The sequence below is a fragment of the Streptomyces sp. NPDC093094 genome, from assembly GCF_044754345.1.
Classification (GTDB): Bacteria; Actinomycetota; Actinomycetes; order Streptomycetales; family Streptomycetaceae; genus Streptomyces.
This window is the reverse complement of sequence record NZ_JBIVOX010000009.1, coordinates 109,852-130,416: the sequence shown is the minus strand read 5'-3', so window position 1 is coordinate 130,416 and position 20,565 is coordinate 109,852. Positions and strand designations below refer to the sequence as shown.

At 72.1% G+C, this 20,565-nt stretch carries 22 protein-coding genes; 6 read left to right on the top strand and 16 right to left on the bottom strand.

Annotation, left to right across the window (positions count from 1 at the left end; translation table 11 throughout):
* Window positions 1-163: 163 nt before the first annotated feature.
* Window positions 164-1,498 (bottom strand): geranylgeranyl reductase family protein, encoded by a 1,335-nt coding sequence (locus ACIQGV_RS20735; protein ID WP_402496526.1) that lies wholly within the window; start codon window positions 1,496-1,498, stop codon window positions 164-166.
* 47 nt (window positions 1,499-1,545) lie between these two features.
* Between ACIQGV_RS20735 and ACIQGV_RS20730 the strand changes: the two genes are divergently transcribed.
* The gene (locus tag ACIQGV_RS20730) at window positions 1,546-2,052 is read left to right on the top strand and encodes a GNAT family N-acetyltransferase (protein WP_402496525.1); all 507 of its coding nucleotides are present in this window, start codon (window positions 1,546-1,548) and stop codon (window positions 2,050-2,052) included.
* A 120-nt stretch (window positions 2,053-2,172) separates the two neighbouring features.
* A complete protein-coding gene (locus ACIQGV_RS20725) occupies window positions 2,173-2,478 on the top strand; it encodes a PASTA domain-containing protein (RefSeq protein WP_402496524.1) in 306 nt (101 codons plus the stop codon).
* A gap of 11 nt (window positions 2,479-2,489) precedes the next feature.
* On the opposite strand, the gene ACIQGV_RS20720 is transcribed toward ACIQGV_RS20725, so the two are convergent.
* The 5 genes from ACIQGV_RS20720 to ACIQGV_RS20700 form a co-directional block, all read right to left on the bottom strand.
* On the bottom strand, window positions 2,490-3,185 hold the full coding sequence (locus tag ACIQGV_RS20720; RefSeq protein ID WP_402496523.1) for a demethylmenaquinone methyltransferase: 696 nt from the start codon (window positions 3,183-3,185) through the stop codon (window positions 2,490-2,492).
* 102 nt (window positions 3,186-3,287) lie between these two features.
* Window positions 3,288-3,887 (bottom strand): imidazolonepropionase-like domain-containing protein, encoded by a 600-nt coding sequence (locus ACIQGV_RS20715; RefSeq protein WP_402496522.1) that lies wholly within the window; start codon window positions 3,885-3,887, stop codon window positions 3,288-3,290.
* A gap of 7 nt (window positions 3,888-3,894) precedes the next feature.
* Window positions 3,895-5,091 carry a cyclic dehypoxanthinyl futalosine synthase gene (gene mqnC, locus ACIQGV_RS20710; protein WP_402496521.1) on the bottom strand — a complete coding sequence of 399 codons (1,197 nt, stop codon included), beginning with the start codon at window positions 5,089-5,091 and terminating at the stop codon, window positions 3,895-3,897.
* Between the two features lie 71 nt (window positions 5,092-5,162).
* Window positions 5,163-6,185 carry a prepilin peptidase gene (locus ACIQGV_RS20705; RefSeq protein ID WP_402496520.1) on the bottom strand — a complete coding sequence of 341 codons (1,023 nt, stop codon included), beginning with the start codon at window positions 6,183-6,185 and terminating at the stop codon, window positions 5,163-5,165.
* Between the two features lie 26 nt (window positions 6,186-6,211).
* Window positions 6,212-9,259: a BTAD domain-containing putative transcriptional regulator gene (locus ACIQGV_RS20700; protein ID WP_402496519.1), complete on the bottom strand. Its 3,048-nt coding sequence runs from the start codon at window positions 9,257-9,259 to the stop codon at window positions 6,212-6,214.
* A 300-nt stretch (window positions 9,260-9,559) separates the two neighbouring features.
* Between ACIQGV_RS20700 and ACIQGV_RS20695 the strand changes: the two genes are divergently transcribed.
* The 4 genes from ACIQGV_RS20695 to ACIQGV_RS20680 are packed head-to-tail and all read left to right on the top strand — an operon-like array spanning window position 9,560 to window position 12,570.
* Window positions 9,560-11,140, top strand: a complete 1,581-nt coding sequence (locus ACIQGV_RS20695) for a putative T7SS-secreted protein (RefSeq protein WP_402496518.1) — start codon at window positions 9,560-9,562, stop codon at window positions 11,138-11,140.
* Window positions 11,113-11,562 carry a hypothetical protein gene (locus tag ACIQGV_RS20690; RefSeq protein WP_402496517.1) on the top strand — a complete coding sequence of 150 codons (450 nt, stop codon included), beginning with the start codon at window positions 11,113-11,115 and terminating at the stop codon, window positions 11,560-11,562. The genes ACIQGV_RS20695 and ACIQGV_RS20690 overlap by 28 nt, the downstream gene beginning before the upstream one ends.
* 34 nt (window positions 11,563-11,596) lie before the next feature.
* Window positions 11,597-12,202, top strand: a complete 606-nt coding sequence (locus ACIQGV_RS20685) for a hypothetical protein (RefSeq protein WP_402496516.1) — start codon at window positions 11,597-11,599, stop codon at window positions 12,200-12,202.
* A 26-nt stretch (window positions 12,203-12,228) separates the two neighbouring features.
* The gene (locus ACIQGV_RS20680) at window positions 12,229-12,570 is read left to right on the top strand and encodes a hypothetical protein (protein WP_402496515.1); all 342 of its coding nucleotides are present in this window, start codon (window positions 12,229-12,231) and stop codon (window positions 12,568-12,570) included.
* Window positions 12,571-12,634: 64 nt separating this feature from the next.
* On the opposite strand, the gene ACIQGV_RS20675 is transcribed toward ACIQGV_RS20680, so the two are convergent.
* From ACIQGV_RS20675 to ACIQGV_RS20630, 10 genes are all read right to left on the bottom strand, one after another.
* A complete protein-coding gene (locus ACIQGV_RS20675) occupies window positions 12,635-13,084 on the bottom strand; it encodes a pilus assembly protein TadG-related protein (protein WP_402496514.1) in 450 nt (149 codons plus the stop codon).
* Window positions 13,081-13,524, bottom strand: coding sequence for a TadE/TadG family type IV pilus assembly protein (locus ACIQGV_RS20670; RefSeq protein WP_402496513.1), 444 nt, complete (start codon window positions 13,522-13,524; stop codon window positions 13,081-13,083). The genes ACIQGV_RS20675 and ACIQGV_RS20670 overlap by 4 nt, the downstream gene beginning before the upstream one ends.
* Complete coding sequence (locus tag ACIQGV_RS20665; RefSeq protein ID WP_402496512.1) at window positions 13,525-13,905, bottom strand: TadE family protein; 381 nt, start codon at window positions 13,903-13,905, stop codon at window positions 13,525-13,527. It abuts the gene before it with no gap.
* A 124-nt stretch (window positions 13,906-14,029) separates the two neighbouring features.
* Window positions 14,030-14,296 (bottom strand): hypothetical protein, encoded by a 267-nt coding sequence (locus tag ACIQGV_RS20660; protein ID WP_402496511.1) that lies wholly within the window; start codon window positions 14,294-14,296, stop codon window positions 14,030-14,032.
* Window positions 14,297-14,352: 56 nt separating this feature from the next.
* Window positions 14,353-15,276 (bottom strand): type II secretion system F family protein, encoded by a 924-nt coding sequence (locus ACIQGV_RS20655; protein WP_402496510.1) that lies wholly within the window; start codon window positions 15,274-15,276, stop codon window positions 14,353-14,355.
* Entirely contained in the window at window positions 15,273-16,256 is a 984-nt protein-coding gene (locus ACIQGV_RS20650) for a type II secretion system F family protein (RefSeq protein WP_402496509.1), read from the bottom strand. Before ACIQGV_RS20650 ends, ACIQGV_RS20655 begins: the two co-directional genes overlap by 4 nt.
* Before the next feature lie 7 nt (window positions 16,257-16,263).
* On the bottom strand, window positions 16,264-17,571 hold the full coding sequence (locus ACIQGV_RS20645) for a CpaF family protein (RefSeq protein ID WP_402496508.1): 1,308 nt from the start codon (window positions 17,569-17,571) through the stop codon (window positions 16,264-16,266).
* Window positions 17,568-18,404, bottom strand: coding sequence for a hypothetical protein (locus ACIQGV_RS20640; RefSeq protein ID WP_402496507.1), 837 nt, complete (start codon window positions 18,402-18,404; stop codon window positions 17,568-17,570). Before ACIQGV_RS20640 ends, ACIQGV_RS20645 begins: the two co-directional genes overlap by 4 nt.
* A 20-nt stretch (window positions 18,405-18,424) precedes the next feature.
* On the bottom strand, window positions 18,425-19,156 hold the full coding sequence (locus ACIQGV_RS20635) for a hypothetical protein (protein ID WP_402496506.1): 732 nt from the start codon (window positions 19,154-19,156) through the stop codon (window positions 18,425-18,427).
* A 552-nt stretch (window positions 19,157-19,708) separates the two neighbouring features.
* Window positions 19,709-20,323, bottom strand: a complete 615-nt coding sequence (locus ACIQGV_RS20630; RefSeq protein WP_402496505.1) for a hypothetical protein — start codon at window positions 20,321-20,323, stop codon at window positions 19,709-19,711.
* Window positions 20,324-20,565 lie beyond the last annotated feature (242 nt).

Here is a 20,565-nt window from a genome sequence, read left to right as displayed (position 1 = left end):
GCCTTCTCGAACGGCCGGACACAAAGGGCTTTTTGACTGTTTGCTGAAAAATACCGTTCAGCCGTCTACGCCCGAGGGCGCCCCGGCTTTCACCGAGGCGCCCCTTTCGCTTCTCTTTCCGCTTCCGCACCTTTTGACGCCTTTCGGCGCCCGTGCGGCGGCGTCACGCCTTGGGCGCCACCTTGCTGAGCCCGTTGATGATGCGGTCCATCGCGTCGCCGCCCGTCGGGTCGGTGAGGTTGGCCAGCAGCTTGAGGGTGAACTTCATCAGCATCGGGTGGGTCAGACCGCGCTGGGCGGCGATCTTCATGACCTTGGGGTTGCCGATGAGCTTCACGAAGGCGCGGCCGAGGGTGTAGTAGCCGCCGTAGGTGTCCTTCAGCACGCGCGGGTAGCGCTGGAGCGCGATCTCCCGCTGGGCCGGGGTGGAGCGGGCGTGGGCCTGGACGATGACGTCGGCGGCGATCTGGCCGGACTCCATGGCGTAGGCGATGCCCTCGCCGTTGAAGGGGTTCACCAGTCCGCCCGCGTCACCGACGAGCAGGAGCCCCTTCGTGTAGTGGGGCTGGCGGTTGAAGGCCATGGGCAGCGCGGCGCCGCGGATCGGGCCGGTCATGTTGTCGGGGGTGTAGCCCCAGTCCTCCGGCATGGAGGCGCACCACGCCTTGAGCACCTCGCGCCAGTCGAGCTCCTTGAAGGAGTCGGAGGTGTTGAGCACGCCGAGACCGACGTTGGACGTGCCGTCGCCCATGCCGAAGATCCAGCCGTAGCCGGGCAGCAGCCGGTCCTCGGGGCCGCGGCGGTCCCACAGCTCCAGCCAGGACTCCAGGTAGTCGTCCTCGTGGCGCGGCGACTCGAAGTACGTCCGTACGGCCACGCCCATCGGGCGGTCCTCGCGGCGGTGCAGGCCCATCGCGAGGGACAGCCGGGTGGAGTTGCCGTCGGCGGCCACCACCAGCGGAGCGTGGAAGGTGACCTCCCGCTTCTCGTCGCCGAGCCGGGCGGTGACGCCGGTGATGCGGCCGGTGCGGTCGTCGACGATCGGCCCGGAGACGTTGCAGTGCTCGTGAAGGCGGGCACCCGCCTTCTGGGCCTGCCGGGCGAGCTGCTCGTCGAAGTCGTCGCGCTTGCGGACGAGGCCGTAGTCCGGGAAGGAGGCGAGATCCGGCCAGTCGAGCTGGAGGCGCACGCCTCCGCCGATGATGCGCAGGCCCTTGTTGCGCAGCCAGCCGGCCTCCTCGGAGATGTCGATGCCCATCGCCACCAGCTGCTTGACGGCACGTGGGGTCAGGCCGTCCCCGCAGACCTTCTCCCGGGGGAACTCGGTCTTCTCCAGCAGGAGGACATCCAGGCCGGCCCTGGCGAGGTGATAGGCGGTCGTGGAGCCGGCTGGCCCCGCGCCGACGACGATGACATCGGCGGTGCTGTCGGAGAGGGGCTCGGTCACGGCGGGATCTCCCCAAGGTTCGAAATCTGCGTGCCGACCGGCACTGGACATGGGCAGTCTATTCAGCAGAATTGATCACCCGGCTGAAGGGCTGCCCCGTGAACCGAGCTCTCCCCGCAGTACGGCTGCGCGTCCCCACCGACGAGGACGCCTTCGCCTGGCACCGGATCTTCGCCGACCCGGACGTCATGGAGTTCCACGGCGGCCGGGCCTGGGAGCTGTCGGCCTACGAGGAGCTGACCGCCCGGCAGCGCCGGCACGACGCCGAGCTGGGTTTCTGCCTGTGGACCCTGCTGGACGAGTCCGGCGAGGTCATCGGCTTCACCGGGGCCCAGCCGTGGCCCGGGGAGTGGGGCCCGAAGGGCGAGACGGAGATCGGCTGGCGGCTGGCCCGCCCGCAGTGGGGCAAGGGGTACGTGACCGCGGCCGCGCGGATGACGCTGGACCGCGTGCGCGCGGCGGGCGTGGACGCGGTGGTCGCCATGGTCAACGCCGGCAACACCCGTTCGATCGCGGTGACCCAGCGGCTCGGCATGCGACTGGCGGAGACCTTCGTGAGCCCGGAGTCGCACCGGCAGGGGCACTGCTACCGGCTCGACCTGTGACTCGCGGTAATCGGCTGCTACAGATAGCGACTTGACGCTTCCGGACGGCACCCCCGGGCGGTTACCCTTCCAGTACCGCTGGGGGTGACATCTGTGCACATACCTCACAAGACACCCGATGTGCGTGTGCCGAGACTCGTCGGTCTGATGGCGATCGACGCGCGTCGCGAGGCCGAGCGGCACGGCGTCCTGCTGGCCGCGCCCGACCGGCCCGACTTCCCGCGCACGGTCGTCGACCACGTCGTACGGCAGTACCCTCCGCCCGGCGTCGAGGTGCCGCGGGACGCCGTGGTGACGGTGTGGTTCGACTTCGGCCGGGGTGAGGGCGGCGGGGGCGTGCGTGAGCCGCGCCTGCCGCGCCCGGGCGGCGGAGGCATGGAACGGGAGCTGGACGAACCGGGGGATCCGTACCTGGCCGTACGGTGACGCGGGCCGGCTCAGTCCTTCTTGAACCCGCGGTGCAGCGCGACCACGCCGCCGGTCAGGTTCCGCCACGCCACGTCCGTCCAGCCGGCCGCCTGCAGCCGCGCGGCCAGCGCGGGCTGGTCGGGCCAGGCACGGATGGACTCGGCGAGGTAGACGTAGGCGTCCGGGCTGGACGACACCGCGCGGGCGACGGGCGGCAGGGCGCGCATCAGGTACTCGGTGTACACCGTGCGGAAGGGCGCCCAGGTCGGCTGCGAGAACTCGCAGATGACGACCCGCCCGCCGGGCCGCGTCACGCGGTGCATCTCGCGCAGGCCCGCGTCGAAGTCCTGCACGTTGCGCAGGCCGAAGGAGATCGTCACCGCGTCGAAGGTGTCGTCCTTGAAGGGCAGCCGGGTGGCGTCGCCCGCCGTGAACGGCATCCACGCCTGGCGCCGCTTGCCGACCTGGAGCATGCCGAGGGAGAAGTCGCAGGGGACGACGTAGGCGCCGGCCTGCGCGAAGGGCCGGGAGGACGTGCCCGTCCCGGCGGCCAGGTCCAGGATCTTCTGTGCCGGGCGGGCGTCGACCGCCTTCGCGACCTCCTTGCGCCAGCGCCGGTCCTGTCCGAGGGACAGCACGTCGTTGGTGAGGTCGTACCGTTCCGCCACGTCGTCGAACATCGAGGCGACTTCGTGCGGCTGCTTGTCCAGGGATGCGCGGGTCACCTGTTCATTGTGGCAGCAGGGGGTACGGCGCCCCGGAAGCGGCCCCGCACGTCCCGCACGCGACCGCCGGTGACGCCGGCCGGCAGCACACAGGACCGGTGCTCACCGGCGCCGGTGCACCAGACGTCCGCCGATCACGGTCGCCACACAGGTGGCGGCGCCCTGCCGGACGAGGGCCGCCCGGTCGGGCACGTCGAAGACGGCGAAACGCGCGGGCCCGCCCGCGGCGAGGGCCGGCAGCAGGATCAGCGGCACCGGGGACAGGGAGGGCGGCCCCGGCAGCGACGGCGGCCGCTGCCCCACGGCGAGCCCGGCACGCCGCACCGCGTCCAGTGCGGCCCGCTCGCGCAGCTCCCCCGCGACGGCGACGGTGCCGTGCGCGAGGAGCCGCTGCACACCCCGGCGGGCGCTGGCACCCCTGCGGGAGGGGTCCGCACGGAACAGGGCCTGCGCACGGGCCCCGCCGATCGGCTCGGTGCCGAACCGGTCGGCCTCCCGCGGATCCGGGTGGTACGTGCCCTCCAGCAGCTCGGGCCCGTAAGGGTTGAGCAGCCCGGGTGTGAGGATGCCGGGCCAGCGGCGCACGCGGGCCTGCGGACGGACACCGGCCAGCTCCTCGTACGGCCCGACGGCGGCGATGTGCGCGCCGTCGACGAGGACGGCGGCCTCGGGTGAGGCATCGGCGACGTGAAGAGTCAGCAACGCGGGCTCAGTTGGCCGCGAGGATCTTCAGCTCGGGGTGCGCGGTGCCACCCTCGATCGCGGTGGAGGAGATGTGCGAGACGACGCGCTCGTCGACGGGGTCGTCCGCCGGGTCGTCGTGGACGACGAGGTGCTCGTACGTCGTGCTGCGCTGGGCCGGCGTCCGGTCGGCGCCGCGGATCATCTCGATCATCTCCATGAGGTTGGAGCGGTGCTTGGCACCGGCCGCCGAGACGACGTTCTCCTCCAGCATGATCGAACCGAGGTCGTCGGCACCGTAGTGCAGGGTCAGCTGACCCGCGTCCTTGCCGGTGGTCAGCCAGGAGCCCTGGATGTGGGCGACGTTGTCGAGGAACAGCCGGGCGATCGCGATCATCCGCAGGTACTCGAAGATGGTGGCCTGGGTGCGGCCCTTCAGGTGGTTGTTCTGCGGCTGGTACAGGTACGGGATGAAGGCCCGGAAGCCGCCCGTGCGGTCCTGCACGTCACGGATCATGCGCAGGTGCTCGATGCGCTCGGCGTTGGTCTCGCCGGTGCCCATCAGCATGGTGGAGGTCGACTCCACGCCCAGGTTGTGCGCGGTCTCCATGATCTCCAGCCAGCGCTCGCCGCTCTCCTTCAGCGGGGCGATGGCCTTGCGCGGGCGCTCGGGGAGCAGTTCGGCTCCGGCGCCGGCGAAGGAGTCGAGGCCGGCGGTGTGGATGCGCTGGATCGCCTCCTCCACGGACACCTTGGAGATCCGGGCCATGTGCTCGACCTCGCTCGCCCCCAGGCTGTGGATGACGAGCTGGGGGAAGTCCTTCTTGATGGCCGCGAAGTGCTGCTCGTAGTACTCGACGCCGTAGTCCGGGTGGTGGCCGCCCTGGAACATGATCTGGGTGCCGCCCAGCTCCACGGTCTCCGCGCAGCGGCGCAGGATGTCGTCGAGGTCGCGGGTCCAGCCCTTGTCGCTCTTGGGCGGGGCGTAGAAGGCGCAGAACTTGCACGCCGTCACACAGACGTTCGTGTAGTTGATGTTCCGCTCGATGATGTACGTCGCGATGTGCTCGACCCCGGCGTAGCGACGGCGGCGTACGGCGTCGGCGGCGGCGCCGAGGGCGTGCAGCGGGGCGTCCCGGTAGAGGTCGAGCGCTTCCTCGGGGGTGATGCGCCCGCCCCCGGCGGCTCGGTCGAGGACGGACTGGAGGTCGGCCTTCTCGGTCACCGGGTGTCCCTTTCGTCAAGGGTTGTGGACGGACTGATCCAGCGTACGCCAGGGCTTTCGCCAGGCCGACGTCAGGCCGTGTACGCCCCGGCCAGCACCCCGAGGAGGGCGCCCGCGATCAGGAACGGCCCGAAGGGGATCGCCGTCCTGCGGTCCGCGCGCCGGGCGACGACGAGCGCGCCGCCGTAGAGCGCGCCCAGCAGGAACCCGGCGAAGGTGCCGAGCAGCAGGGTCCCCCAGCCGTACCAGCCGAGCGCGGCACCGGCCCCGAGGGCGAGCTTCACGTCGCCGAAGCCCATGCCGCCGGGGTTGACGAGGAACAGCACGAGATAGCCGGCCCCCAGGGCGGCCGCCCCGAGCAGGGACGTCGTCCACTCCCCCGCGTGCCCGGGCAGCAGTGCGGCGAGCCCCAGCAGGGCGAGGGCCGCCGCCGCGAGGGGCAGGGTGAGCGGATCGGGCAGCCGCTGCACCCGCAGGTCCACGGCGGCCAGCAGCACGCAGACGGGCGCGAGCAGCAGCCAGACGACCAGTTCGGGCCGGGCACCGGTGGCCGCGGCGAGCGCGGCACAGACCGGCGCCGTGACGGCCGCCGGCCCCAGGACCTTCGGACCGTACGACGCCCCGGACACGGCCGGTACGGCACGCCCTGCGCCGGGAGGGACGGCCGTGGGCGCACCGGGGGCGTCGGCCGGGGACCCGGTGGAGACGTCGGCCGGAGACCCGGCGGGGGAGGCGGCAGAAGTGTCCGCCGGGGACACGGCGGGAGCGTCGGAAAGGGCGTCCGCAGGCGCACCGGAGATGTCTGCCGGGGACACGGCGGAGACATCGGCCGGGGACACAGCGGAAGCATCGGCCGGGGACACACCGGAGACGTCCGTCGGGGACACGGCAGGGGCGTCGGCCGGGGGCGCGCCGGAGGCGCACTCCGGGCAGCGTGCGGGGCCGAGCCAGCCCCGCAGGGGGTGCCCGCCGGGGCATCGGTCCCGCCACGGCTCCCCCGCCGGGACCGCGAAGCGGTGGATCGCCCGGGGCAGCAGGGCACCGGCCGCCGCGCCCCACAGCGCGGCGAGGACGGCCAGCGCGGGCTCGGCCATGTCCGCGGCCAGGGTGCCCGGCCCGTTCATCCCGCGGCCGCGACGCTGTCGCGCCAGGACGGGAGGAGTTCGTCCAGGAGGGCCTCGGTGCGCGGCGGCAGGCCGCGGGTGCCGCCGCGGGAGAGCAGGTCGGCGGCGAGGGCGGTGAGCCGCTCGGTGTCGCCGGTGGCGTGGGTGGCGCGAAGGAGTTCGTTCCACAGGCGCTCGTCGTCCGGGGCCGTGCGCAGGGCCGCGCCGAGCGCCTCGATGGCCTTCTCCGCGCGGTCCTTCTCCAGGTGGAACGCGGACAGCGCGAGCCCGATGTCCGCGACGAGCAGCGGGAGCTGGGCGTCGACGATCTCGTGGGTGAGCCAGCGGTAGCGGCTCTCGGGCCGGTCGGCGAGCAGCGGCCCGCGCACCAGCACCAGCGCGTCGGTGAGCAGCCGCCCGCGCACGGCGCGGTTGTCCGTGCCCCGGCCCTGCGTGGCCTCGTGGTAGAGGGAGCGCAGCACGTCGAGGTCGGAGACGACCGACTTGGCGAGGGTGAGACGCCCGGTGGAGTCGGAGCCGAGGCGCGGCGTGCCGTCGGGGTCGGCGCCGAGCCAGTCGCGCAGCCGGCCGAGCAGCGCGTCCCGCACGTCGTCGGTGACGCCGCGCGGCCACAGCGCGGAGGCCAGCACCCGCGGATGCACACCCTCGCGGTGCAGGAGCAGCAGGGCGAGCGCCTCGTGCAGCAGCGCGCTGCGCTCCCCGTCGGGCGTGTCCAGGCCGATGATCTCGTACGACCCGACGAGCCGGGCGTAGACGGCGGGCCGTCCCTGTTCGCTGACGTCGACCAGGAACGGCGGCGTGGTGGTCGGCCCTCCGGGACCGTTGTCGTCGGGGTCGGCCTCGACGAACAGCTCGACGACGGCCCGCTGCTGCGGCACCGGCAGGAGCTGCGCGTCGAGTTCGAGGCCGAGCAGCGGGGCGAGCAGCCTGCCCTCGCCGGTGATCTCCATCTCCCAGGCGGCGCCGGGCAGATCGCCGGACTCGGTGCCGACGAGGTAGCCGATGCCGAGGCGGCCGGCGTCGGCGGCGAGTTCGGCGAGCTTGAGGGCGTCCTCGGCGGAGGGCTGGGCGGCGAGCAGCACCAGGTGCGGGGCCCAGCGGGTGTGCTGGGCGGGCCCGGTGCGGCCGGTGAGCACGGAGTCCTGCCCGGCGGCGCCGAGCGCTCCGCGCCGCTGCCGGGTCTCCGCGTCCATCGTCTCGATCAGGTCGTCGATGCCGTCGAGGTGGCGCAGCCGGTTGGGGGCGAGCGGGGTGAGGTCCTCGCCGAAGCCGACGAGGGTGACGGTCATACGGTCCGACCAGCCGCTGGTGGCCAGCTCGGCGGCGACGGAGGCGAACACGGCGGCCCGGTCGGCCTCCGGGCCGCTCAGCGAGACGAGACCGGGGACGGCCTCCAGGTTGAGCAGCAGCCGCGACTCGTCCATGGTGCCGAGACTGACCAGGCCGGGGTACGGGGCGGCGGTGTCGGCGTCCTCGTAGCGCTCGGCGTCGGCGCGGGCCAGCGTCCAGAACGTCTGGTCCTGGCCGGGCTGCCAGGGCGCGGGCGGCTTCCCGGCGGGCTGGGCGAGCTGGAGGTGCAGGTCGCCGTTGCTCAGCCAGGCCGCGTACACGACGGGCAGCGGCCGCGACTCGGCGGTGAGCGAGGCGGCGAGCCCCCGCAGGGAGCGGTCCAGCAGGCGTACGGCTTCGGGGTCGGCGCCGACCAGGAGCGCGTCCTGGGCGTCCGCGGCGGCCCCGGTGGGGGTGGGCGGCTCCATGCCGCGCCGGCCGCCGACGGCGCCGAGCGCCGACTGCCACAGGGCCTGGCGGCGGCGCCGGCCGAGGGCGCCGAGAAGACCGGCGGCGAGCAGCGGGGCACCGAGGAGGGCCTCGGGCAGACCGAAGGAACGGCCGTCGTCCGTGCCGGCGGCCTGCTGCCCCGGCCGGGCCTGCTGCGGGCCGCCGTCGCGCTCGGGGGCGGGGGCGGGTGCGGGCCGCTGCCCGGGCAGGGACACCTCACCGGCGCCGTCCCCGGCCCCCTCCTCCCCGGCCCGCTCGTCCCCGGCCCGCTCGTCTCCGCCCTGCTGCTCGGCGTGGTCGCCGGTCCGCTCGTCTCCGCCCTGCTGCTCGGCGTGGTCGCCGGTCCGGGCGTAGTCGCGGATCTGCTGCCGCACCTCGGGCGAGACCGCGGGCGCCTCGTCGGGCATCTCGACGAGCTCGCCGCCGCGGGCGTCGCCGGGCATCTCCATGATCCATCCGGGCCGGATGAGGCTGGCCTCGGACAGCCGGGAGCCGTCGGGCTGCACGCGGTCCTTGTTGAGCTGGTAGATCTCCTTGTAGCGGCGGCCGTCGCCGAGATGACGCTCGGCGACCTCCCACAGGGAGTCGTGGTGACGGCCCTCCGGCGGCTGGATCCGGTAGTACTTCGTGTCGCCCTTGCTCGCGCCGCCGTCCGGGCCGGTGCGGGCGGCGGCGTCGGCGGCCTGGTCGGCGAGGGCGGCCGCGGCGGAGGCGGTCTGCTCCTGCTGCTGGGCGAAGAGGCCGGGCGTCGCCTGCGCGGCGGCGGCCGTGGGCCGCTGGTTGCCCTCCAGGTTCTGCCCGAGCTGCGACAGCCCCGGGGTGAGGCTCGCGGCCGTGGCGCCGACCAGCAGCAGCGCGGCGACGAGCTGCCGCGCGAGCAGCTGGCTGGGGCCGGACCCCGGCACCCGCCCCGGTACGCCCACCCCGGACACCGCGGCCTTGACCTCGACGAGCACGCACGCGGTGAACTGGGCCCAGGCCAGCCACACGACGACGGTGAGGATGTTCAGGAACGTCTGCACCGAGATCTCGCGCTGCAGCCAGTCCAGGCCGGGCGCGCCGTCCGGGAAGGGCCAGCCGAGCTGCGAGGCGAGCCCGAGCGGTACGCCGAGCACGAGGACGACCAGCGCGACGAACGCGAGGAACGCCTTCACGAAGTCCCCGAACGTCCGCCGCCGCACGCGCACGGGCTGCGGCGTACGGTTCCTCGGGGCCGACGTGTCTCCCGTCGAGCTTGACGAGCTGGAACTGCGGCGTCGTGGCATGGCGGGTGTCCTGGGGTCGGGTGCGTGGGCGGGGCGGGTCCGGGCGCGGGGCAGAAGGGTCTGCCGAGCCCACTGAGATCTTATGGACAGGGCCCTCGCCCCTGAAGCGAGTACCGGAACCCTGCTTGCCCGTTCACGAATTTCCGCCCGTTACACCCCACTTGCGCCTGTGTGAACCGGCCGCTCTCCCCGGGATCTTCACCACACCTCGCCGCCGCCGGGGCGCCTCCGCCTGTCCGGCGGCTAGATTCATACGTACGTTCCGATGAACTGAATTGCAGGCGTTACGGGGGTGAACGCGTGTCGCACCGGCCGACCGACTGGCACGTCCTGGACCTGGACAAGGACCCGACCCCGGGCGACCCCCACCGCATTCGCCAACTCGCCGGCAGCCTGCACGACTTCGCCGACGACGTGGGCGACGCGCTGCGCGACCTGAAAGGCATCGCGAAGGAGGACGAGATCCTCTCCTGGGCCGGGAAGACGGCCGAGGTCTTCGCGGACGAGTTCGGCGACGCCCCGAAGAAGCTGCGCAAGCTGCGGAAGTCGTACGACCTCGCGGGCGACGCCCTCGCCTCCTTCTGGCCCGACCTCCAGGAGGCCCAGGAGAAGGCGGACAGGGCGCTGCGGGACGGCCGCAAGGCCCGCGACGAACTGGGCACGGCCCGGACGGCGTTGACCGGTGCGGACGACTGGGTGCGCCGGGCCACCGAGAAGACCGACTCCTACGACCCGTCGAAGAACGGCGGCAAGGACGTTCCGAAGCCGGACGAGTCGGAGGTCCGCCGGGCCACCCGTGACGCCCGGCACGCCAAGGAGCGCCAGGAGACGGCCCAGCGGGACGTCAGCGCCGCCCAGAACGCCCTGGAGGCGGCGAAGAGGCTGGCCGCCCAGGCCCGGGGCCTGCGCGAGGAGGCCGCCCGCCGCACGGTCACCAGGCTCCAGGAGGCGTCCGACGCCGGCATCCCCAACCGGCACTGGTGGGAGGAGATCGGCGACTGGGTCACCGACCACTGGGACGAGATCGTCACCGTCTGCAAATGGGTCGTGACGATCGTCGGCATCATCGTCATGATCATCGGCGGCCCTCTCGGGTGGCTGGTCTTCGCCGCCGCCCTGATCGTGCTGGCCGACACGGTCAGAAAAATGCTCAACGGCACAGCGGGCTGGGGAGACCTGGCCTGGGCGGTGCTGGACTGTATACCCGCCACCAAAGGCTTCACCAGCCTGGCCAAGCTGGGAAAGCTGTGGAAGGCGGGCGGACTGAAGGCGCTCGGCGCCGGAGCCATGAAAGGCATCGGCGGGGGTCTGAAGAACACCGCCGACAGCATCCGGCAATTGAAGAACGTCCGCTTCTCTCTCTTCAGCATGATGGGCAAGAGCCGGTGGTGGAAAGCCGACTCGCCTCACGTGGGTCCCCCCGGCCGGGCGGCCGACGACGCCCTCCCCTCGGATGTCCCCGTCTATCACAAGCCGGGTGCGACGGCCATCGGCCACGACCCCGCCACCCTGCGGAATTTCGACGTCGCCGAGCGGCTCCCGGGATATCAGGACGTCATCATCCACGGAACACGCGACGGCAGAATGGTGGCCGGCGAGGCGAACCGCGCCGGAGTCCGGGCAGGCGGCCATACGGTCCACCCGAACCACGTGCTTGATACGATCCAGCGGATACCCGGCTACAATGGCGAGCCCGTCAGAATGCTGACCTGCCATTCAGGGGCGGCCCAGCCCCAGGTCATCCAGGAAATGGCGAACTCCCTCGGAGTACCCGTCAAAGCACCGACGAACGCGGTGGGTGTGCCCAGCTTCGGGGAAGGCCCCTTCACTCCGCACATCAAGGATGAAGGAGTATGGCTGACGTTCCTGCCGATGGCCTAGCTCCCGACAGTATCGAGGTACTTCTGATGATTCACCCTCTGGGTTTCTTCGCGGAGCTCTCCCCCGGCTGGGGACTGCCTCTCGACGGTTCGATCAGGGATGCCGTCAGGCTGGCCGGCGAGTTCGACGAGGACCGGATCGCCGGCTACCTCAGAGGGGGAACGGGCATCTGGAGCGAGATGAGCGCCGGACCCGACGTACTGGATCCCGAGGCTCCGGACCTCACGGGGATCGGCTCGCTCTACACCGACGGCACATGGATCTGGCGCGAGGACCTCGCGTACTACCTGTCGAAATACCATGTGACTCTGCCCGCCGACTTCCTCGGCCACGCCAGAGGGCTCGGCTATTCCGCTCCCCGGGTCCCGGACAGCAGGCTCATCGAAATCGCGACAGAGGATCTCGGTATGGACCTCGGCTGACCGGGGTTCCACGGAGCGAAGGAAAGTTGCCTCAATGCCCAGTTTTTCCCTGGCAGTTCCAGAAACCTGGTGGGAATTCGACATCCGCCCGGAGGGGCGCGAGTCGACCGTCCGGTCGCTGGTGGACGAACGGGTCCGCGACACGCCTGAACTCCAGCCCTACCGGGCGGACGTGACGGCCGTGCTGCACAGGATGGCCAAGGAGGCACACGATTCCGGGGCGCTCTACCTGGGCTGCATGGCCGAGAACTTCGAGGGGGTGCCGCTGGTCGCGACCCTCACGGTCTCCGCGCTCGGCGCCAGGAACCGGCAGGGCGTCGCCCTGTCCACCGACCCCCGCGCCATCGCCGACAGCCTGCGGACGGTCACGGCCCGCCGGGAGGGCGACGCCTGGCGGACGGTGACCACGGTCGAGATCCCCGGGGCGGGGACGGCGGCACGGACGTACGGCGTGGAGGACGTGCCGGTCGCGCGGGGCGACAGCCGGACCCTGCGGATGGCACTGACCCAGACGTACATCCCGGTCCCCGGAACCACGGACCAGGTCCTCCTCGTCTCCGGCGCCAGCCCCGTCCTGGACCTGGCCGAGGCGTTCCACGACATCTTCGACGCCGTCACGAGCACCTTCCGCTTCGTCTGACCGACCCGTCTGGGGGACACCGGCACATGGGCAAGGGAAAGAGCGACCTCTCACTCCCGCTGGAGGAACTGGCCGGCTTCGGCAGCCGGTTGCGTTCCGTCAGAACCCGCCTCGACCACACCAGGAAGCTCTTCGAGTCCTACAAGGACGACATCGGGGACAGCAGCGTCAACGACGCCCTCGGCGACTTCGAGTCCAACTGGGAGGACGGCCGCGAGGACATCACCCAGCAGCTCGACGCCCTCGCGGACATGTCGGAGGCGGTCGTGCGCGAGTTCACGAAGCTCGACGAGGAGCTGGCCAAGCAGGTGCGGGAGGCGATGAAGGTCGAGGACAGAAGAGGGAAGAAGGACGACAAGGCCGGGTGACGACAGCGGGGACAGCCGGCTGCCCCGTGGCGCCTCACCGGACGGCCGCCGGCCCCACAGGTCCTCAGCCGACCTCGTTCTCCGCCACCGCCTGACCGTGCACGACCACGTCGCCGCCGTAGAACATGCCGGTGAACACCGGCGAGTACGTCAGCTGGATCTCGACCTCGACCTGGGCCGCGTCGGCCGCCACACAGCGGGACGCGGCGATGTCGGCGCCGGTCATGTCCATCTCGCGGGCGAAGGCCCTGACGCGGGCGTCGCAGTTCTGGAAGTTGATGGGTGCCGGGCCGCCCTCGTTGTCGTAGAGGGCCTCGCGGTCGATGTCCTGGGCGGCGTAGCGGGCCGCCTGCTCCGCGATGTCGGCGGCGCGTTCCCGCTTGGAGATCGACATGCCGCCGTCGATCACGAACGCGGACAGGGACAGGAACACCAGCGCGAAGATGATCACCGCGCCGGCGCCCGAGCCCCGGTCGTCCAGTTCCGCCCGCCGCGAGGCGGTCCATGCCCTCACGCCGTCCTCCGGAAGGGGTCCAGGGGTGAGCTGAAGCTCGCCGACAGGGTGGTGGGGATGTCCAGGCCCAGCATGGCCAGTCCCCGCACCTCACAGCTGACCTCGACCGTGAAGAAGGTGTCCGGTTCGAAGCCTGCACTCGTCTGGCGGACCGAGACCGGGCCCGCGCAGACGTCCTCCAGGTCCGCCCTCGCCGCCTTGCGCGCCTCGGCCATCGCCGTGGCGTGGTCCTTCTGGATCGAGCCCGCGCGGGCTGCGTCCCGGGCGGCGCCGTCGATCGCGCCGCGGCCGTCGACCAGCTGGCCGAAGGCCACCAGGACCAGGATGAAGAGGATCATCACCGGCGCCAGGATCACGACCTCGACCGTGGACAGGCCGCTGTCGCCGCCGTCGTCCCGTACCGCCGTCGGCAGGCCGTCCCACGGCACCTTCCGGTTCACCTAGTTCTCCCCCTCCGGCACGAACCGCTCCACCGGCCCCGACGACTGCGCGTGCACCGTCAGGTCCAGGCCGGGGAAGACCGTGGGGACACGGGCGGTGATCTCCACGCCGACCGTGTTCTGCTCGGGCTGGAGCATCCTCACCTCGGGCGACAGCACCAGCTGCGGACCGAGCTGGTCGATGTAGGAGTCGACGACCTCGCGGGCCTCGCCGCGCCAGCCGCCCGGCTGGGCGTCCGCCGTCGCCCGGGCCTTGCGCGCGCCCGCCTGGGCCGCCGCCTGGGCGACATGATCGGCGAAGAAATACAGCGCGAACTGGACCGTCGCGAAGATCATGAAGAACAGCACCGGCGTGAGCAGCACGAACTCGATCGCGGTCATGCCGGAGTCACCGCGGGCGGAGGCTGCCTCCGTCCTGCGGCGTACCCAGCGGCACGCCCGGCCGCACACCGAGCCGCGCTCCCAGCGATGTCCGCGCACCTGCGCCCCCGTCGATCCGCGGCCGTCAGCAGGTCTTGCCGGCGTCCGCGCCCTTGATGCAGTCGCCGACCTTGTTGGCGCCCTCGCTCAGGGCGGCGTTGATGATCGCGGCGACGACACCGACGATCGCCACGACGACCGCGGAGATGATGACCCACTCGACCGCGGAGGCACCGCGGTCCAGTTCGCCCGAGCGGGCGCGCTCGACGCGGCCGCGCAGGAAGGTGACGAGGAAGTCCACCGCCGGGATACCGGTGCGGAAGTCGTCGTGTGCGTTCTTCGGTGCGTTCATGAGGGTCTCTTTCCTCTCGACTCAGCTGGGAACAGGGGCGGTTGCGATCACTGACGTCACACCTGGAACACCCGCATCGCCGCCGGGAAGATCAGGAACACCAGGAAGCCGGCGCACAGCAGCAGCTGCGCCACGAGCATCGACTGCGACTTCTCGCCCGCGCTGCCCTCGATCTCGGCGAGCTCGCGGTGCCGCATGGTCTCGGCGCGCGAGGCGAGGGACTCCCGGACCTTCGCGCCGTCGTCCGCGACGAGCGCCAGCGACGCCGACAGGTCCTTCAGCTCCTCCACGCCCAGCTCCTCGCCGAGCTGCCCGAGCGCCTGCCACTGGCTGATGCCGGTGATCCGGGCGTCCGCGAGGGCGTTGCGGATGCGCTGCGTGGCCCAGCCGTCGGAGACCTCGGCGGCGGCCAGCAGCGCCTCGGGCAGACCGCGCCCGCCCGCGAGGCTCATCGACACCAGGTCCAGGTAGGCCCCGATGACGCGGCGCAGGTCGCGGCGCTTCTCCGCGGCGTCCCGGCGTACCTCCAGGTCGGGCAGGAAGAAGAACAGGCCCGCGCACAGCAGCGCCAGCCACACCGGCACGACCGGGTTGCGGCCGAAGCCCATCGTCCAGACGACGGCGAAGAGGAAGGGACCGAAGAACAGGCCCGCCGTGCCCAGCAGCACCTTCGTCGCGAGGAACTTCTCCCAGCTGCGGTCCAGGACCGCGAGGTCGGCCCGCAGCGAGCGCAGCTCCCAGCCCTGCTGGAGGTAGAGGTCGGCCACCCTGGCGCCCGTCTCGGCGCGCAGGGAGGCGAACCTGCCGCCGGTGTCCTGGGCCTTGCGGGAGGACTCGTACGCCGCCCCGCGCGCCCGCATCGCGTCGATCCGGGCGACCTGCGCGACCGCGCTGCGCCTGGTCGGCATCAGGGCGCGGATCAGGGCGTACACGCCCAGCCCCAGGATCACCCCGACGACGATCGGCATGGTCAGGCTCATCGCCGTACCCCCTCTTCCGTCGGCGCCTGCGTACGGGGACGGACGAACCGGACCGACGACTCGTCGCGCACCAGGAAGCGTTCGGGCGTCTCGATGGTGGACAGCTTGCGCAGCCACCAGAAGCCCAGGGCGAACAGGGCGCACACCAGGGCGAGGACGAGCTGGCCGACGGCGGTGCCGTACGGCTCGACGAAGTCGCGGTTGAACACGGACAGTCCGAGGACGAACGCGATCGAGACGGCGACGACGATCTGCACCGAGCGGCGCGTGGAGGCGCGCTGGGCCATCACACGCTGACGCATGTCGACCTCCTCGCGCGCCGACTTGGCGAGCGCGCCGAGCACCTGGCGCAGACCGGGTCCGCGCAGCCGGGCGTTGAGGATGAGCGCGGCGACGATGATGTCGGCGGACGCGTCGTCGATCTCGTCCGCGAGGATCTGGAGCGCGTCGGGCAACGGGGTGCGGGCGCGCAGCCGGTCGACGAGCGCGTCGAGATGCGGCCGCAGCACGGGCGCCGCGGCGCGCGCGGACGCGGGGATGGCCTGCTCCAGGCCGACCGCGCCGGCGATGGTGTCGCGCAGCGACTCCGTCCAGGAGGCGAGGGCCTCCACGCGGCGCATGGCGGCGCGTTCCTCGCGGGCTCCGCCGAAGAGACGGTCCCAGAAGAAGACGAGCACGCCGGCCGCGATCCCGGCCACCGCCCAGCGGGTGAGCAGCAGCACGGCGAGGCCGACGAGGGCCGCGAGCGAGCCGCGCCGGCCGGCGAACCTGAGCAGTTCCTCGGCCCGCTCGGTGGCCTTCTGCTTCTCGTGCTCGGGTTTGGCGGGCAGTCCGCGTACGGCGATCAGCAGCAGGGCGAGGCCGCCGCCGACGGCGATGCCGCTGCCGACGGCGTACAGGACGGTCGTGGAGAACAGTCCGCCCATGGAGCCGAACCGGCCTGCTGCCGCGAGCGCCGCCGCCGGAGAAGTCGTTGTCATGGTCGAGTCACCCCCATGACCCGGTGTGCCGGTAGCCCTGCGCGATGAGGTCGTCGAGGCAGGCGATCGGGGCGTGCGGCACGATGCGGCCGTCCGGCGCCTCGGCGAACACCTCGCTGGACAGCACGCGGCCGTCGACGCCGTTGACCTCGCGGACGGAGGTCACCGTGCGCTGGAGCCGGCCGCCGGCCTGGAAGTCGTTGCGGCGCTGGATGAACACCACGAAGTTCACCGCGCCCGCGATCAGCATCTGGCTGGCCTCGATGGGTAGCCGCTCCGTCGCCTGGAGGGCGTAGGTGGAGATGCGGTTGAAGACCTCGCTGGAGCTGTTGGCGTGGATCGTGGACAGCGAGCCGTCGTTGCCCTGGGACATCGCGTTGAGCATGGTGACGATCTCGTCGCCGAGGACCTCGCCGACGATGACCCGGGAGGGGTTCATGCGCAGCGACCGGCGGACCAGCTCGGCCATGGGGATGGCGCCCTGGCCCTCGGAGTTGGGCAGCCGCTCCTCGAACGCCACGACGTTGGGATGGAGTTCGGCGAAGGTGTCGAGGCCGAGCTCCAGCGCCCGCTCGACGGTGATGAGGCGCTCGTGGGGAGGGATCTCGTTGGCGAGGGCCCTCAGGAGCGTGGTCTTCCCGGCGTTGGTGGCGCCCGCGATCATGATGTTCTTGCGGGCCCGTACGGCGCAGGCGAGGAAGTGCCCGATCTCCGGCGTCACCGTGCCGTTGCCCACGAGGTCGGAGATGAAGACCTTGCCCATGCGGGCGCGGCGGATGGACAGCGCCGGCCGCCGGGCCACGTCCATCACGGCCGACAGACGCGAGCCGTCCGGCAGCCGGAGGTCGAGCTGCGGGTTGGCGGAGTCGAAGGGCCGGGAGGACAGTCCGCTGTACGCGCCCAGCACCTGGATGAGCTCGATCAGCTCCTCGTCGGTCTCCGCGACCGGCTCGCCGCGCGCCTCGCGGCCGTCGGCGTATCCGACGAAGACCTGGTCGCAGCCGTTGATGTCGATGTTCTCGACCTCGGGGTCGTCCAGCAGCGGCTGGAGCCGGCCGACGCCGAACAGCGCGGCGTGCACGGCGGCCGCGTACTGCTCCTCGGTCTCGGCGTCCAGCGGCGTACGCCCCGCGTTGATCTCCTGGCGGGCGTGCTCCTCCAGGATCTGGGCTATGACCGCGCGGGCGTAGTGCCGCTCGTCCTCGCCGGACATCGGCGTGACCCCGGCGACCTGGTCCTGCCGCCGCTGCTCGGCGATGCGGTCACCGGCGTCCTGGCGGAACCGCTTGACCAGCTGGTGGTCGACAGCGGTCATCGGCCGGCCTCCTGCGGGGCCTGCCCGGGCACGGACCAGGAGGCTCCGTACTGCTGGTAGAGGTCCGCGGCGACCTTGCGGGCCGAGCGGATGAGCAGCGACTTGTCGAGCCGGCCGCGCCTGCGCCCGGCGAGCTGTTCGGCGCCGGCCGGGTCGTCGGCGATGGTGCCGACCACGCGGGCGCCGGTCTGGGCGTGCACGAGCATGTCGTTGACCTGTCCGGCGAGCTTGGCGGCGCTGCCCGGGTCCGCGACGAGGACGACCCCGATCATCGGGGTGCCCAGGCTCGCGGCCCCGCGGGCACCGCCGTGCAGCTTGGCGGAGAGCGCGGCGGCGCGGTCGCGGACGCGCGCGATGGCCTCCGGCTCGGTCCGCGAGACCAGCAGCACCAGCGCGGCGTGCGGGAACAGGTCCGCCGCGGGGGTCTCCCCGCTGATCCGCCCGCAGTCGGCCATGACGTCGGCGGGCGAGCTCGGTGAGTCGCCGAGCGAGGCGAAGGCACGGCCGAGGGTGGGCCACAGCCCGGCGAGGCCCGCGGCCTGCTCGGCGATGCCGAGCCCGACGAGGACCTCCAGTCCCCCGCTCAACGGCTGTACGTGGTCCCACAGTTGGTCGGGGACGAGGCCGCGCCGCGCGGTCGCGGCGATCGACAGCATGCCGGTGTTCGGGTTGAGCGGCCCGCCGTGCGCGGCGGCGGACCGGTACACCAGGTCGCCGCCGGCCGGGTCGGTCTCCGCGAGCAGGACACGGCGCGGCCAGACCGCCGCGAGGGCGACGGCCGCGGTGGTGACGCCGGGGGAACCCTTGTCGGCGGCGAGAGCGATGAGCGCCATGGTTCGTGGTGCCCTGTCTTCTAGTTGCCGGGGACGCGCACGACGGCGACCTCGCCCGCCGCGGCGGCCTGGGCCAGGGCCGCGGCGTCGCCCTCGTCGACGAGGAGGGTGAGCGCCAGGGTGCCGGTGCTCACGGTGGCGTCGCTGTTCGTCTTCATCTTGTCCACGCGCGCGTCGGCGACGATGAGGCCGCCGCTGTCGCCCTTGTCCGCGCCCGCGCCGGAGTTGCCGGAGTTGCCGGAGTTGCCGGAGGCGGAGCCGGTGGAGCCGACGTGGTAGGCGGAGACGGCGTCGCCGTTCTTCAGGTCCGCCGGGTACTGGCCCTCCTTGAGGGCGAGACCGACGAGGGCCTTGCCGTCGGGGAGGCTGTCGCTGTCGGTGAACATCTCGCCGATGACGACGGTGCCGGGGTAGATGGTGGACTTGGCCTTGAGGTCCTTCAGCGCGTCCAGCTGCTCCCAGCGGATGTAGTTGATGCCGTCGTCGGCGGCGACCATCACGGACGTCACCCTCTTGCCCACGGACTCACCGGCCTGGACCTCCTCGGTCACCTTCACGACCTCGATCCGGTCCCCGGCCCGCAGTACCAGCATCGTCGCGCCGAGCGCGCCGACGAGGATCAGCAGGACCGCGAGTGCGGCCAGTGCGGGTTTGCGCTCGCGGGGCGGCGCGGGAAGCCGGTCACCGACCGGCGGCTGGACCGGAGCGCCGGAACGCCCGGCGCCCACCCCCGTACGCTCTTGGATCTTCACGCAACCGCTCCCCGTACACCCAAGAAACTGTCTGCCACATTCTTTGCCCTTGCGGACACTTCACCCGTCGTCGCGCCTGCCGTCCGCGTCTTGCGCGGGTATTGCAGCGCCGGGGCGAGTGTCAAGCCATGGCACCGTATCAGCCGCCCAAACACCCCTCAAGGCACGTCCGGGCACCCGCACCACACGGACACCACCGTTACCCCTCTGCAACTCCCCCTGGGCGAACCCCTCTTGGATACGGCCCTCCACCCCCGCCTGTCCTGTGCGCCAGCGAATCTGTTGCCGTACCCGCACGGTCCCCGCACACGGCTGTGACGGAGGGGACGAGGGAGGACGTCACGGGGAGGACATGATGCCTGCACACATTGCTCACGCGGGTGGAACCGGGGTGGCAGGGGTCACGGCTCCGACGGCCGAAGTACGGCCCGTGGTGGGGCAGATGCGGGGGAGGCCGGCGCGGGCCGCCTTCGACGCGGCCTTCTGCACAGGCGGCTTCACCGCCACAACGTGGCTCCGCCCGCCGCTGACACCTGTCGGCACAGACGGCTTTCAGCCGATGTGGGCCCGGTCCCATCGGCTCTGCCGTACGCCGCCCCACGTGCCCATCAGAACCGCGGCCAGGAGAAGGCCGGCGAGCAGTCCCGCGTACGAGGTGCCGTCCACCCGCTCGACCGGCCGGGCGGCACCTTCGGGGTCGTACCTCACCCGCAGCCTGTCGCCCTTCGCGATCGAGTCGCCGCAGCCGTCCTGCTCCGAGAGCGAGGGCGAGACGGCACGTCCCTCGGCCGTGCGCAGCTCGCACCGATTGGTCCGCCCCTGATCCACCGCCACGACTTCCGCAACGGCCCAGGTCCCTCGCCCGGCCAGCGCGGCCTGGTCACCGGCTCTGCCTCCCAGCACACCGAGCGCGACGCCCGCGACAACCGGCACGACGAGTTGCCACGCCACCCGCCGCTGCTTGCGCGGAACCCTCCTCAGCAGCAGGAGCGGTCCCAGCAGCGACATGAGCGGCAGCACGATCCAGGCGAGGAGCAAGGCGGCTCCCCGCAGCGGGCCCGGCAGCGGCAGGGCCGGTGCGAGCCAGGCCAGACCTGCCGAACCGCCCGCGCACACAAGGCTGAACAGCAGCCACGCGATCACGTCCCTGCGTCGGCCGGCCTGCACGTCCCTCGGCTCCTGGCGGGCAACCGCCTCACCGACGGCCTCCGTTCCCACTGGCTCCCGGCCTCCTCCCTGTCCCCGGCTTCGCGTCGGCCGGATTGTTTCCCACGCCACACTAATGCGCGGTCATCGCGGCCCCGGCCCCCATATGGCCTGGATTGCCGCTTCTATCAGGATGGTTCGCGCTGGCGAAACCGAGAACCTCACCGATAGCGTCTGAGCTCTTGACTGAACGTCTGTCACAC

Excerpts from the sequence above, each read along its gene's own strand:
- ACIQGV_RS20735 (WP_402496526.1), bottom strand. The coding sequence starts at position 1,498 with ATGTCCAGTGCCGGTCGGCACGCAGATTTCGAACCTTGGGGAGATCCC.
- ACIQGV_RS20705 (WP_402496520.1), bottom strand. The coding sequence starts at position 6,185 with ATGGCCGAGCCCGCGCTGGCCGTCCTCGCCGCGCTGTGGGGCGCGGCG.
- ACIQGV_RS20700 (WP_402496519.1), bottom strand. The coding sequence starts at position 9,259 with ATGCCACGACGCCGCAGTTCCAGCTCGTCAAGCTCGACGGGAGACACG.
- ACIQGV_RS20690 (WP_402496517.1), top strand. The coding sequence starts at position 11,113 with ATGGCTGACGTTCCTGCCGATGGCCTAGCTCCCGACAGTATCGAGGTA.
- ACIQGV_RS20685 (WP_402496516.1), top strand. The coding sequence starts at position 11,597 with ATGCCCAGTTTTTCCCTGGCAGTTCCAGAAACCTGGTGGGAATTCGAC.
- ACIQGV_RS20680 (WP_402496515.1), top strand. The coding sequence starts at position 12,229 with ATGGGCAAGGGAAAGAGCGACCTCTCACTCCCGCTGGAGGAACTGGCC.
- ACIQGV_RS20665 (WP_402496512.1), bottom strand. The coding sequence starts at position 13,905 with ATGACCGCGATCGAGTTCGTGCTGCTCACGCCGGTGCTGTTCTTCATG.
- ACIQGV_RS20660 (WP_402496511.1), bottom strand. The coding sequence starts at position 14,296 with ATGAACGCACCGAAGAACGCACACGACGACTTCCGCACCGGTATCCCG.
- ACIQGV_RS20655 (WP_402496510.1), bottom strand. The coding sequence starts at position 15,276 with ATGAGCCTGACCATGCCGATCGTCGTCGGGGTGATCCTGGGGCTGGGC.
- ACIQGV_RS20650 (WP_402496509.1), bottom strand. The coding sequence starts at position 16,256 with ATGACAACGACTTCTCCGGCGGCGGCGCTCGCGGCAGCAGGCCGGTTC.
- ACIQGV_RS20645 (WP_402496508.1), bottom strand. The coding sequence starts at position 17,571 with ATGACCGCTGTCGACCACCAGCTGGTCAAGCGGTTCCGCCAGGACGCC.
- ACIQGV_RS20640 (WP_402496507.1), bottom strand. The coding sequence starts at position 18,404 with ATGGCGCTCATCGCTCTCGCCGCCGACAAGGGTTCCCCCGGCGTCACC.